Source organism: Caballeronia sp. (assembly GCF_049581465.1).
Taxonomy (GTDB): Bacteria; Pseudomonadota; Gammaproteobacteria; order Burkholderiales; family Burkholderiaceae; genus Caballeronia.
Window position 1 is genome coordinate 1 of sequence record NZ_JBAUSA010001297.1, and the last position, 13361, is coordinate 13361.

Below are 13361 nucleotides of genomic sequence, written 5' to 3' on the forward strand. Positions count from 1 at the left end.
AATGCTGGTCGTCGGGCGTGATCGACGCGCGCGCGATAAGTTGTTCGGAAAGAAGAAGGGTGCCGGACATGGATGCGAGCCACTTTCAATAAAAATGCCGGCGCGGCGGCCGGCAGACAAGATAATAACCAGGCAGTCATGACCCCAAGCGGGCATGACCAGACCAGGGTGCAAGACGCTAGCCGAACACCGTCTCGTATTGCTCGACGGCGAAACCGAGCATCTTCACGCGCCCATTCACCACGACGACCGGCCGCTTGATGATCGACGGCTTGTGGATCATCAGTGCAATCGCGCCAGCCGTGGAACTGGCTTCGCCCTTCATGTCATCCGACAGGCCGCGCCACGTCGTGCCGCGCCGGTTGATCAGTTCATCGAGCGTGACGTCCTTGAGCCAGTCCTGCAACAGCGCCGTCGATACCCCCGCCTTCTTGAAGTCATAGAATTCGAACGTTACGCCATGCTCTTCCAGCCACACGCGCGCTTTCTTCACGGTGTCGCAATTCGGGATGCCATACACGACAGTTTTCTTCTCGGCCATGAGATCAATCGCCTCGCAGCAACTCGTTCAGGCCGACCTTGGCGCGCGTTTTTGCATCGACTTTCTTCACGATGACCGCGCAATACAGGCTGTGCGAGCCGTCCTTGGAAGGCAGGTTGCCCGCCACGACGACCGAGCCTGCCGGAATGCGGCCGTACGTCACTGAACCCGTTTCGCGGTCGTAAATCTTGGTGCTCTGGCCGAGATAGACGCCCATGGAAATCACGGAATTCTCTTCCACGATCACGCCTTCCACGACTTCCGAGCGTGCGCCAATGAAGCAGTTGTCTTCAATGATCACCGGGTTCGCCTGCAGCGGTTCGAGCACGCCGCCGATTCCCACGCCACCCGACAAATGCACGTTCTTGCCGATCTGCGCGCACGAGCCGACAGTCGCCCAGGTGTCGACCATCGAGCCTTCGTCCACATAAGCGCCGATGTTCACGTATGACGGCATCAACACCACGTTCTTCGCGATGAACGAACCCCGGCGCGCAACCGCTGGCGGCACGACGCGAAAGCCACCGGCCGCGAAGTCTTCGGCGGTGTAGTTCGCGAACTTCGACGGGACCTTGTCATAAAACTGGGTGAACCCGCCGGCGCCCATGGGCGCGTTGTCTTCCAGGCGGAACGACAGCAACACGGCTTTCTTCAGCCATTGATTGACCACCCATTCGCCGTCGCGCTTTTCTGCGACGCGCGACAGGCCTTGGTCGAGTTGCTCGATGACGTGGGCGACGGCGTCGCGCACTTCGGCGGCGGCTGATTTCGGCGACAACTCGGCGCGGTTGTCCCAGGCGGTGTCGATGATCTGCTGAAGTTGTTGCGACATATTCGTGAGTTCAGTAATTGAGGAGGGATTTACTGCGCCAGGGTGGCCCGCGATCGACAGAATTCGACGATCCTGCGCGCGCCTTCCACGCATTCGTCGACATCCGCGACCAGCGCGATTCGGATAAAGCCACTGCCGGGGTTCGCGCCGTGAGCATCGCGCGCCAGATACGAACCGGGCAAAACCGTCACATTATAGTCGGCGTAAAGTCGCGCGGCGAACTCAGTGTCGCTCAGGCCCGTGCGTGCGACGTTTGCCCAGAGGTAGAACGCGGCGTCGGGCAGGCGGACGTCGAGGACGTCGGCGAGCATTGGCGTGACGGTCGCGAATTTAGACACATACAGCGCGCGGTTTTCGCGCACGTGCGCTTCATCTTTCCACGCGACGGTGCTGGCCGTCTGGAACATGGGCGAGAGCGCCGTGCCGTGATAGGTCCGGTAGAGCAGGAATTGCTTGAGGATAGCGGCGTCGCCGACGACAAAACCCGATCGCATGCCCGGGACGTTCGAACGTTTTGACAGGCTTGACAGCATCACCAGGCGGTCGAACCCGCGACCCAGTTTGTGGGCGGCTTCAAGGCAGCCGAGCGGCGGGGTGGCTTCGTCGAAATAGATTTCGGAGTAGCACTCGTCCGATGCGATCACGAAGCCGTGCTTATCGGACAACGCGAACAACTCGCGCCAGTCGTTGAGGGTCAGCACCGCGCCCGTCGGATTGCCTGGCGAGCAGACGTAGAGCAATTGCGTGCGTGCCCAGATTGCGTCGGGCACGGCGGCGTAATTGCAGGCGAAATTGCGCGCCGGGTCGCTGTTCACGAAGTAGGGCTCGGCGCCGGCGAGCAACGCGGCGCCTTCGTAGATCTGGTAGAACGGATTCGGGCACACGACCACGGGCAGTTCGCCGTCGATCGTGGCTGGCTGGCTGTCGATCACGGTTTGCGCGAGCGAAAAGAGGGCTTCGCGCGAGCCGGAAACGGGGAGGACTTCCGTTGCGGCACTGACGGCGGGCAGGTCATAGCGCTGCATGATCCATGTCGCGATGGCTTGTCGCAGTGGCTCGGTCCCGGCGGTTGCAGGGTAGGTTGCGAGGCCGGACAGCGCGTTCACGACCGCGTCGCGAATCAGCGTGGGTGTGGCGTGTTTTGGCTCACCGATGCCGAAGCTGATCGGCGTGAATTCCGCCCGCGGGGTTACGCCCTTGAACAGGCCGCGCAGCTTTTCGAATGGATAGGGCTGGAGTTTCTGGAGAAGTGGATTCACGGCGAAGAGTCGGGCGGGGGCCCTCGGACCGGGCGGGACTTTCGATTATAGCGCGGGTGATTGGGAGGGATCCGCGTTGGGGACGCGGGGGTGCTGCTCGCGGCGAGTGTGGGACTAGCATTGAGTCCTTCTGCTAGCGTGGTCGTTCTGCATAAGTAGTATTTTCTTGCTTATTACTGTTAGCCCCTATCCGGGGCGGGACTTCATTTCTGCAAACGCGCAAAGAAACGAAGCAAAGAAACGCGTTCAAACCGCGAATACCTAAGTGTCGCCGTTGCTCACTTCAGGTTTTTGGCGCGAACGTAGTACGGCCCCCACGCATCAAACCGCAGTTGAACACCGCCCCCAAGTACCAGCGGCGCGCACACGCTTCGCCTCGACGTTCCGAAGTCCGTGCCGTCAGCGGCAACGACCGCGGAAGTACGATAGTAAGGCCAGGGGTAACGCCAGCGGTACACAGCAGGGCTGTGCCAGCAACATGTCCAGTGGCGTCGGGGGCGGCAAACCACTCGGTTTTGGGCTTGATCCTTTTGGGTCGCGCAAGACGTGACCCAAAATGAATGAGTGCGCAACACCTGCCTGGGCGGTGCGAGGACGCGGATAGCAACCGCGATGCGGCCGTTGAGGCGAAGCGTGTGCGCGCCGTCGGTGCGTGGGGTGGGCGTTCGACTGCGGGTTAAGTGTTTGGGGCCGTGCTACGTTCGTGCCAAAGACCTGAAGGGATCGACGACGACACTAAAAAATTGGCGGTTTAAAACGCGTTTCTTTGCTTCGTTTCTTTGCGCGTTTGCAAAGAAATGAAGTCCCGCCCCGGACAGGGGCTAACAGTAATAAGCAAGAAAATCCGACTTAAGCAGAACGACCACGCGAGAAGAAGGACTCAACGTTCTCCCCACACTCTCCGCGAGCAGCACCACCCCAACCCTAGCCCCACACTCTTTGCTAGCAGAACCGCCCTGACCCCACCCCCGCCCAAAGCCCTCAGCAGAGTTCCCCCCGATGGTATGATTGTCACCGCTCGCCGGGCTACCTCCCATTGGCCATCGAGTGGTCGTAACTCGACCACTCCACTCACGGCCAACGGGTTTTTCCCCTGCGTTTTCGACCGGCGTTTTTTGGCGCTTCAAGGCTCTTGTCGCATCAAACCTTGCCGGCCCGTGTTCCAGAATTCTCCCGAATTCTCTTCAATCAGCGATATCGCCGTGCGTCTGACCTCGATAAAACTCGCTGGCTTCAAGTCATTCGTCGATCCCACCCATTTCCAGGTCCCAGGCCAGCTTGTCGGCGTGGTGGGCCCAAATGGCTGTGGCAAGTCCAATATCATCGACGCCGTGCGCTGGGTGCTCGGCGAATCGCGCGCATCCGAATTGCGCGGCGAATCGATGCAGGACGTGATCTTCAATGGCTCGACCGCGCGCAAGCCCGGCAGCCGCGCCAGCGTCGAACTTATTTTCGATAACGCCGATGGCCGCGCCGCAGGTCAGTGGAGCACCTACGCCGAGATAGCGGTCAAGCGCGTGCTCACGCGCGACGGTACATCAAGCTATTACATCAACAACCTGCCGGCACGACGCCGCGACATCCAGGACATCTTCCTCGGCACGGGTCTCGGCCCACGCGCCTACGCGATCATCGGGCAAGGAATGATCGCGCGGATCATCGAAGCGAAGCCGGAAGAACTACGGGTGTTCCTGGAAGAAGCCGCGGGCGTGTCGAAGTACAAGGAACGCCGGCGCGAAACCGAGAACCGCCTGCACGACACACGGGAAAACCTGACGCGCGTTGAAGATATCGTGCGCGAACTGACCGCGAATCTTGAAAAGCTCGAAGCGCAGGCCGTGATCGCGACGAAGTTCAAGACGCTTCAAGCCGACGGCGAAGAGAAGCAGCGTCTGCTGTGGCTCTTGCGCAAGAACGATGCGGCGAACGAGTCGCAACGCCAGCAACGCGCGATCAACGAAGCCCAGAACGAACTGGAAGCGCAGACCGCGAAGCTGCGCGAAGTGGAAGCGCAACTTGAAACGCTGCGCGTGGCGCATTACAGCGCAAGCGACGCCATGCAGGGCGCTCAGGGCGCACTCTACGAAGCCAACTCCGAGGTGAGCAAGCTCGAGGCGGAGATTCGCTTTATCGTCGAATCGCGCAATCGGGTCCAGGCGCAAATCGCGGCGTTGAGCGCCCAGCGCGAGCAATGGCAACTGCAGGCCGAGAAGGCGCGCGGCGAGATCGAGGACGCGGAAGAAGCACTCGCCATCGGAGAAGAGAAAGCCGCGGTCGCGCAGGAAACCGCCGCGGCGAAACACGATGAATTGCCGGCGCTCGAAGCACGTTTTCGCGACGCCCAAGCCGATCTGAACAGCGAGCGCGGCGGGATTGCGCAGACCGAGCAAGCATTGAAGCTGGAGGCCGCGCATCAGCGCAATGCCGACCAGCAATTGCAGCAGTTGCAACAGCGCCACGAGCGCCTGAAGAGCGAAGCGGGTGGACTGGATGCGCCCGATGAAGCTCAGCTCGAAGAATTGCGCATGCAGTTGGCCGAGCACGAAGAGATCCTCTCCGACGCGCAAACGCGTCTCGTCGATGCGCAGGAAACGCTGCCTCGCCTCGATGCCGATCGACGCGCGGCACAGCAAAAGGTGCAAGCGGAAAGTACGCAGATCCACCAGCTCGAAGCGCGGCTCGCCGCGTTGAAGCAGTTGCAGGAAAACGTCCAGACCGAAGGCAAGATCCAGCCGTGGCTCGACAAGCACGAACTCGGTTCGCTGCCGCGCCTGTGGAAGAAGCTGCACGTGGAGGCAGGCTGGGAAACGGCGCTCGAATCCGTGTTGCGCGAGCGCATCGCGGCGCTGGAAGTATCGAATCTGGATTGGGTGAAGGCTTTCGCGACCGACGCACCGCCCGCCAAGCTCGCGTTCTACGCGCCGCCTATTGCGGGTGTTGCGCTGGAAACGCCCACCGGGCTGCGCCCGCTGCTGGCGCTGATTCGCATCGAAGATGCAGGCTTGCGCGCCGTGCTGACCGACTGGCTCGGCTCGGTATTCGTCGCCGATGACCTCGCCCAGGCGCTTTCCACGCGCTCGCAATTGCCGAACGGCGGCGCGTTCGTGGTGAAAGCCGGGCACATGGTGACGCGGGTGGGCGTGCAGCTCTATGCGGCGGATTCCGAACAGGCCGGCATGTTGGGCCGCCAGCAGGAAATCGAGAACCTGACGAAGCAGGTGCGTGCGCAAGCACTGCTCGCCGACGAAGCCAAAGCCGCAGCCGTTCGCGCAGAAGCAGCGCATACGCAGGCAACCGGCAGTCTAGGCGATGCCCGCTCGGCCGCCGAACGGGCGACGCAGCGTGTGCATGCATTGCAAATGGATGTGCTGAAGCTCGCGCAAGCCCATGAGCGCTACATGCAGCGCAGCACGCAGATTCGCGAAGAACTGTCTGAAATCACCGCGCAGATCGATGAACAACGCGCGTTGCGTGCTGAATCGGAAGCGAATTTCGAACGTCACGACGGCGAACTCGCGGAGTTGCAGGCCCGCTTCGAAGATCATCAACTTGCGTTCGAAGCGCTCGACGAATCGCTTACGAATGCGCGCCAGGAAGCGCGCGATCTCGAACGCGCAGCCAGCGACGCCAGCTTCGCGGCGCGTGGGCTGGCGGCGAAGATCGAGGAGTATCGGCGCAACATCGAAACGGCGAAGGACCAGAGCGAACGCGTGGCCGGCGCGCTGGAAGACGCCCGCGCGGAACTCGAGACCATCAACGAGCAAACGGCCCACACCGGCTTGCAGGAAGCGCTGGAGTTGCGCGCGGCCAAGGAAGAAGCGCTGCACTCGGCACGCATTGAACTCGACGATCTCACCGCGCGCCTGCGTCAGGCCGATGAATTGCGGTTGATCGCCGAGCGCTCGTTGCAGCCGCTGCGCGACCGTATCAACGAATTGCAGTTGAAGGAACAGGCGGCGCGCATCAGTGGCGAGCAGTTTATCGAGCAACTGGCGGCGGCAGGCGTTGACGAAGCCGACTTGCAGGCCAAACTCACGCCGGACCTGAAGCCTTCATATCTGCAGGGCGAGGTCACGCGGATCAACAACGCGATCGCGGCGCTTGGGCCCGTCAACATGGCCGCACTCGATGAACTCACGACCGCCTCCGAGCGCAAGTCTTTCCTCGATGCGCAGTCGGCGGATTTGAACGATGCCATCGGCACGCTGGAAGACGCGATCCACAAGATCGACCAGGAAACACGCGCGTTGCTGCAAGGCACCTTCGACGAAGTGAACCGTCATTTTGGCGAGCTGTTCCCACGTCTGTTCGGCGGCGGCCAAGCCAGCCTGGTCATGACGGGCGACGAAATTCTCGACGCCGGCGTGCAGGTGCTCGCGCAACCGCCAGGCAAGAAGAACTCGACCATTCACTTGTTGTCGGGCGGCGAAAAGGCGCTCACCGCGACGGCGCTCGTGTTCGCCATGTTCCAGTTGAATCCGGCGCCGTTTTGCTTGCTGGACGAAGTGGATGCGCCACTCGACGACGCCAACACGGAGCGCTTTGCGAACCTCGTGCGCGCGATGTCGGAGAAGACGCAGTTCCTGTTCATCTCGCACAACAAAATTGCAATGGAAATGGCGCAGCAGTTGATCGGCGTAACCATGCAGGAGCAAGGCGTTTCGCGGATTGTCGCTGTGGATATGGAATCTGCAGCGGGTTTCGCCCAGAATGCCTGAGACGTTTGGCTAGCCGGCGCGGTATCGTTGGCGAATGTTGGCGAATAGACGTCAGGAATGATTAAATCGGCCGCCGGGCGCGGAGTGGCGTGCGCATGTCGTTATCGACAGGTTGCATGCCAAAGATCGCGCGATAGGTCTTCGAGCAAGCGCAAATAAGCGCAAACAGAATAGAGCAACGGAGCGTGCATGGACGAGTTGACACTCGGGTTAATTGGGGCGGGAGCCGTGGTGGTCGGCGGTGTCGTGGTCTACAACGCGTGGCAGGGCGCAAAAGTGCGCCGCAAGATGCCGCGTCCAATGCCTGACGAAGCGGCGGAATCGCTCGCGCGTCATGAGGCCGACGAGGAACATCCGTTTATCGAGCCAACGCGCCCGGTACGGCGTGAGCCGGGCATCGGCGAGGATCTTGAGGAGACCTCGGGCGCGCGCGTAGAACCGAGCTTTGGCGGTGCGCCGCTGTCGGCGGTGGCGCCCGCTGACACCGCCGTCGATATCCAGGCGGATCAAACGTCGGTGAACGGCGACTTTCCGGACGAGAACGCGCCGTCGCTCATCGATGATGATCCCGTGCTGCCTCCCGCAACCACGATTTCATCGGCACCGCCGGCTATGGTGGACCGTCGGATCGACTGCGTGATTCCTATCCGGCTGACTGCGCCCCTGGCAGGCGACAAGCTGATTCCGAGCGCCCAGAAGTTGCGGCGTGCGGGCACGAAGCCCGTGTATATCGAAGGTAAGCCGGAAGGCGAAGCCACCTGGGAATTGCTCAAGAACGGCGCGCGCTACGAGGAATTGCGCGCGGCCGCTCAACTCGCCAATCGCAGCGGCCCATTGAACGAACTCGAGTTCTCCGAGTTCGTGACGGGCGTGCAGCGTTTTGCCGATGGCATCGACGGTTCGCCGGAATTCCCCGACATGATCGAAACGGTCGCTATGGCCCGCGAGCTCGATGCCTTCGCGGCCCAGTGCGACGCTCAATTGTCCATCAACATTCTGTCCGATGGCGCGCCGTGGTCGGCAAACTACGTGCAAGCCGTGGCGTCGCAAGACGGCTTCCTGCTGTCACGTGACGGCACGCGTTTCGTGAAGCTCGATGCGCGCCAGAATCCAGTCTTCATGCTGCTTTTCGGCGACACCAATTTTCTGCGCGACGACCTGACCTACAAGGGAGGCCAGATGATCACGCTGGTGCTCGACGTACCCGTCGCCGATGAAGACATCCTGCCTTTCCGCCTGATGTGCGACTACGCGAAGTCGCTGGCGGAGCGCATTGGCGCACGCGTGGTCGACGACCAGCGCCGGCCGTTGCCGGAGAGCTCGTTGTTGGCTATCGAAAAGCAGTTGATGACGCTCTACGCCAAGCTCGAGCAAGCTGGAATTCCCGCCGGATCGCCAGCCACGCGGCGCTTGTTCAGCCAGTAAGATCGGCCGGGCACGGGTGGGAATGGCTTGAGGCGCGGCCGTGGCGTTGGCCGTCCAGCCGATGCCACGTCCCACCGATCTTCTGAGACAATCGACAGGTCAGATTTCTCCTAACTCTCTAGCCTGCGTTGCGCATGTCCGCCAAACCGAAAGCCTTGCCCACCGTCTCCGACGCGCCTGTTCCGAGCGCTGTGCGACCGGCCGAGCGCGCCGCCTGGCTACGCGCCGAACTGGAGCGCGCGAACTACGCTTATTACGTGCTCGACCAGCCCGATCTGCCGGACGCCGAGTACGATGTTTTGTTCAAGGAATTGCAGCAAATCGAAGCTGCACAGCCCGAGTTGATCACGCCGGAGTCGCCAACCCAGCGCGTGGGCGGGGAAGTCGCGACGGGCTTTCAGCCGGTCGCGCACGACGTGCCCATGTTGTCGCTGAATAACGGTTTCGCGGACGTTGATATCGTTGCATTCGACAAGCGCATCTCTGATTCCCTGGATTACTCGCCGGTCGAGTACGCATGCGAGCTGAAATTCGACGGCCTCGCTATTTCCCTCCGATACGACGACGGCATCTTCGTTCAGGCCGCCACGCGCGGCGACGGTGCCACTGGTGAGGAAGTGACCGAGAATGTCCGCACCATTCGTTCGATCCCGCTGAAACTCAAGGGTAAGAATGTGCCGAAGCGACTCGACGTGCGCGGCGAAGTGCTGATGTTCAAGCGCGATTTCGAGCGCTTGAACGCGCGGCAACGCGAGGCGGAGCAACGCGAATTCGCCAATCCGCGCAATGCGGCCGCAGGCGGCTTGCGCCAGCTCGACCCGAAGATGACCGCCCAGCGGCAATTGTCGTTCTTCGCGTACGGCATCGGCGTGCTTGAGGGTGCCGACATGCCGCCGTCGCATTCGGCGCTCCTCGACTGGTACAAGGACATGGGATTGCCGGTAAACGGCGAACGCGGCGTGGTTCAAGGCGCGGACGGCTTGCTCGAGTTTTTCCGAAAGACGGCTGAGAAACGCGACGGCTTGCCGTACGACATCGACGGCGTGGTCTACAAGGTCAACCAGCGCGATGAACAGGACAAGCTCGGCTTCGTCTCCCGGGCGCCGCGTTTCGCGCTCGCGCACAAATTTCCGGCGCAGGAAGCGCTGACGCAATTGCTTGCGATCGACGTGCAAGTTGGCCGCACGGGCGCCATCACGCCGGTCGCGCGTTTGACCCCGGTATTCGTCGGCGGAGCGACAGTGACGAATGCCACGCTGCACAACGAAGACGAAGTGCGGCGCAAGGACATCCGGATCGGCGACACCGTGATCGTGCGGCGTGCCGGCGACGTGATTCCCGAAGTGGTCGGGGCGATTCTCGAGCGTCGTCCAGCGGATGCGCGCGAGTTCATCATGCCGACCGAATGCCCGGTATGTGGATCGAAGATCGAGCGTTTGCCGGACGAAGCGATCGCGCGCTGCACGGGCGGCCTCGTGTGTCCCGCGCAGCGCAAGCAGGCGCTGTGGCATTTCGCGCAACGACGCGCGCTGGATATCGACGGGCTGGGTGAAAAGATCATCGACCAGCTCGTGGACGAGAACATCGTGCGCACGCCGGCGGACCTGTTCAACCTGGGCGTGGCCACCCTTGCCGCACTTGACCGCTTCGCCGATAAATCCGCGCAGAATCTCTTCGAATCGGTGGAGAAAGCCAAACGGACCACGCTGCCACGTTTTCTTTATGCGCTCGGCATTCGCCACGTTGGCGAATCGACGGCGAAGGATCTCGCCAAGCATTTCGGCTCGCTCGATCCAATCATGGCGGCGAGCGTCGAAGAATTGCTGGAAGTGAACGATGTCGGGCCGGTTGTCGCCGAGTCACTGCATAATTTTTTCAGCGAAGACCACAATCAGATGGTCATCGAACAATTACGCGCGCCCGGTAAGGTCACGTGGCCGGAAGGGCCGCGCGCACCGAAAGCTCCGCAAGGCGTGCTGGCGGGCAAGACGATCGTGCTGACCGGCACGTTGCCCAGCTTGTCGCGTGAAGACGCCAAGGAGATGCTGGAGGCGGCGGGCGCGAAGGTGGCGGGATCGGTATCGAAGAAAACAGATTACGTGGTGGCAGGTGCGGAAGCGGGCAGCAAGCTCGTTAAGGCCGAGGAACTCGGCGTGCCCGTGCTCGACGAGGATGGCATGCGCAAGCTTTTGGAGGGAGAAACCCCATGATTCGAGAAATCCTCAAAATGGGCGATCCGCGTTTGTTGCGTATTGCCGAGCCTGTCGATCACTTCAACACGCCCGAACTGCATGCGCTCGTCGAAGACATGTTCGACACCATGCGCCACGCGAACGGCGCCGGGCTGGCAGCGCCGCAGATTGGTGTTGATCTGCAGGTGGTGATATTTGGATTCGGCCACAGCGAGCGGTATCCAGACGCGGAACCCGTGCCGGAAACGGTGCTGATCAACCCGATCATCACGCCGGTGTCGCATGACATGGAGGAAGGGTGGGAAGGGTGCTTGTCGGTCCCGGGCCTGCGTGGCGCCGTGCAGCGCTACTCCATGCTTCGCTATCAGGGCTTCGACCAGTTCGGCTCGCCTATTGAACGGCTGGTGGAGGGCTTTCACGCCCGCGTCGTGCAGCATGAATGCGACCACCTGATCGGCAAGCTCTATCCCATGCGGATCACCGATTTTTCGAAGTTCGGATTTACGGAAATCCTGTTTCCGGGACTCGATCCGACCAACGACGATTAAGCAGAGGCCACTAGCCAGCGACGATCAATCAGCGACGACCGAGCAGCGACGATCAATCAGCGCCGACTAAACAGCGGCGATCTATTTGCGGCGATCTATTTGCGGCGCGGCGAAGCGGAAGGCCGCCTGAAAGCCGGCGGCCTTCGCGTTCAGGCGAACGTCTTCTTGTGTCCCACCGCCGTTGCCGGCTGACGGAACAGCGCGATGTGATCGGGATTCGCCGACGCCTGCAGGCGTCCATCGGGCAATCGGGCGATGACCACTTCGCCAATCCCCGGGCTCAACACAACGACTTCGTCGCGCAGGGCAAGGAGGGCGTCGAGACGGCGGCGGCCGCTGACGATTTCGAGGCCAGCTTTTGTTTCGCGAACAATGATCTCAACGGACATGGCGATTCTCCAGTGGAATTCGCAAGCCACGCGGCGGAAGCGGTAAATTGCGCGTGTACCTGCCTATCGGTCATATGTCATATTTTCTTTAGCCAAAATTCGGCAAAAAAAATCGATGCGGTCGGCAGGTGCCGTTCGCATCGATTTGTGACACTTTCGTCGTTTTCCCGCGACGCTATTTGAAGTCCAGAGAAGACGCGATTCGCGTCTTCTAAAGCGGCCTCCACTGCATCGCCTTCGAACTAGAACGACTCGTCGGCGCTGAGATAGCGCCATTGACCCTGCGGCAGCGCGCCGAGCGTCACGCGACCCATCCGGATCCGCTTCAATCCCACCACTTCAAGGCCGACAAGCTCGCACATCCGGCGAATCTGGCGCTTCTTGCCTTCACGCAAGACGAAGCGCAGTTGCTCGCCGTTCTGCCAACTGACTTGTGCCGTCTTGAGGGGAACGTCGTCCAGCGAAAGGCCGTGGCGAAGCAACGCCAGGCTTTCCGGCGGAAAGTGCTGTTCGATATCGACTTCGTGCTCGCCGAATTTCACGCGCACGAGGTACTCCTTGTCGACATCCGAATGGCCGCCAATCAGTTGTTTCGCTACGCGGCCGTCTTGTGTGAGGACGAGCAGGCCGGTCGAATCGATGTCGAGGCGTCCCGCCGGCGCGAGCGTGCGCAGGTGCAAAGGCGTGAAGCGAATGCCGGACTGGTCGTCGGCCCAATGGTTGGACGGGTTGACCAGCGTCACGGCCGGCTGATAGCCGTCCTCGGCCTGACCGGATACATAGCCCACCGGCTTGTGGATCAGGATGGTCACCTGTTGCATCTGGGCGGCGTGCGCGGCGGGCGCGATCTCGACGTTCTGATCGGGGCGGATCTTGGTGCCAAGCGTGTCGATCACCTCGCCATCGACGAGAACCCAGCCCTTTTCGATCCATTCATCGGCTTCGCGGCGTGAACACAGTCCAAGCTCCGACATCACCTTCGACAAACGCACGAGTCCTTCTTCGCTTTCGCGTGCAATGCGGGCAGGCGACGGGAAGTCAGGGTCGTGCGGTTGAGCGGGTTTCGATGTGGGTTTGCGGGGCGGTTTTCTATCGTCGCCGAATCGCTCCGACGGACCGCGCTTCGCGTACGGGCTGTCGCTTGCGGCCGGACGTGCGCCGCGTGCTGCGTCTGCATCGCGCGGACGCGGACGGTCGCTAAAGTGGCGTGGAGCGTCCGAAGCGCTGCTTTCGCGACGCGGGCCGCCATCGTGGGCGTGGTTACGGTCGCTGTTGAATGACGGACGTGGCGTGCGATCGCTGCCGGGGCCTCGCGAATCATCGGCGCGGGGTTTGAAGGGGCGGCGTTCAGCGTCGCCAGACGGACGTGGACCGCGGTCGCCGAAGGACGGGCGCGGGCCGCGATCACTTGACGGACCACGCGGTGCATCGCCACGCGGCGCATACGGACGGCGTTC

Annotated in this window: 9 protein-coding genes; 4 read left to right on the plus strand and 5 right to left on the minus strand. The window is 61.8% G+C overall.

The features are described from left to right. Positions 1-178: 178 nt before the first annotated feature. From WCA53_RS31435 to dapC, 3 genes are read right to left on the minus strand one after another with little or no spacing between them, the layout of a single operon-like run. The gene (locus tag WCA53_RS31435; protein WP_423920831.1) at positions 179-541 is read right to left on the minus strand and encodes an ArsC family reductase; all 363 of its coding nucleotides are present in this window, start codon (positions 539-541) and stop codon (positions 179-181) included. 4 nt (positions 542-545) lie between these two features. Further along, positions 546-1373, minus strand: a complete 828-nt coding sequence (gene dapD, locus WCA53_RS31440) for a 2,3,4,5-tetrahydropyridine-2,6-dicarboxylate N-succinyltransferase (protein WP_423920836.1) — start codon at positions 1371-1373, stop codon at positions 546-548. Positions 1374-1402: 29 nt separating this feature from the next. Beyond that, positions 1403-2632 carry a succinyldiaminopimelate transaminase gene (gene dapC, locus WCA53_RS31445; RefSeq protein WP_423920841.1) on the minus strand — a complete coding sequence of 410 codons (1230 nt, stop codon included), beginning with the start codon at positions 2630-2632 and terminating at the stop codon, positions 1403-1405. Positions 2633-3834: 1202 nt separating this feature from the next. On the opposite strand from dapC, the gene smc reads away from it, so the two are divergent. The 4 genes from smc to def all read left to right on the plus strand — a co-directional run bounded on the left by smc (position 3835) and on the right by def (position 11515). Beyond that, positions 3835-7350, plus strand: coding sequence for a chromosome segregation protein SMC (gene smc / locus WCA53_RS31450; RefSeq protein ID WP_423920844.1), 3516 nt, complete (start codon positions 3835-3837; stop codon positions 7348-7350). 189 nt (positions 7351-7539) lie between these two features. Then, positions 7540-8775, plus strand: a complete 1236-nt coding sequence (locus WCA53_RS31455) for a cell division protein ZipA C-terminal FtsZ-binding domain-containing protein (protein WP_423920847.1) — start codon at positions 7540-7542, stop codon at positions 8773-8775. Positions 8776-8909: 134 nt separating this feature from the next. Then, positions 8910-10985 carry an NAD-dependent DNA ligase LigA gene (gene ligA, locus WCA53_RS31460; RefSeq protein ID WP_423920850.1) on the plus strand — a complete coding sequence of 692 codons (2076 nt, stop codon included), beginning with the start codon at positions 8910-8912 and terminating at the stop codon, positions 10983-10985. Then, complete coding sequence (def, locus tag WCA53_RS31465; RefSeq protein WP_423920854.1) at positions 10982-11515, plus strand: peptide deformylase; 534 nt, start codon at positions 10982-10984, stop codon at positions 11513-11515. The genes ligA and def overlap by 4 nt, the downstream gene beginning before the upstream one ends. A 149-nt stretch (positions 11516-11664) precedes the next feature. Here the strand turns inward: def and WCA53_RS31470 are convergent, their stop codons facing one another. Both WCA53_RS31470 and WCA53_RS31475 read right to left on the minus strand, forming a co-directional pair. Further along, complete coding sequence (locus WCA53_RS31470) at positions 11665-11904, minus strand: hypothetical protein (RefSeq protein ID WP_423920859.1); 240 nt, start codon at positions 11902-11904, stop codon at positions 11665-11667. A gap of 242 nt (positions 11905-12146) precedes the next feature. Beyond that, positions 12147-13361, minus strand: a 1215-nt coding sequence (locus tag WCA53_RS31475; RefSeq protein ID WP_423920862.1) for a pseudouridine synthase, incomplete at its 5' end; no start/stop codon positions are given.

What these genes read in the sequence shown, in the direction of transcription:
- ligA (WP_423920850.1), top strand. Translation starts at nt 8,910, where the DNA reads ATGTCCGCCAAACCGAAAGCCTTGCCCACCGTCTCCGACGCGCCTGTT.
- WCA53_RS31455 (WP_423920847.1), top strand. Translation starts at nt 7,540, where the DNA reads ATGGACGAGTTGACACTCGGGTTAATTGGGGCGGGAGCCGTGGTGGTC.
- WCA53_RS31470 (WP_423920859.1), bottom strand. Translation starts at nt 11,904, where the DNA reads ATGTCCGTTGAGATCATTGTTCGCGAAACAAAAGCTGGCCTCGAAATC.
- dapD (WP_423920836.1), bottom strand. Translation starts at nt 1,373, where the DNA reads ATGTCGCAACAACTTCAGCAGATCATCGACACCGCCTGGGACAACCGC.
- def (WP_423920854.1), top strand. Translation starts at nt 10,982, where the DNA reads ATGATTCGAGAAATCCTCAAAATGGGCGATCCGCGTTTGTTGCGTATT.
- WCA53_RS31435 (WP_423920831.1), bottom strand. Translation starts at nt 541, where the DNA reads ATGGCCGAGAAGAAAACTGTCGTGTATGGCATCCCGAATTGCGACACC.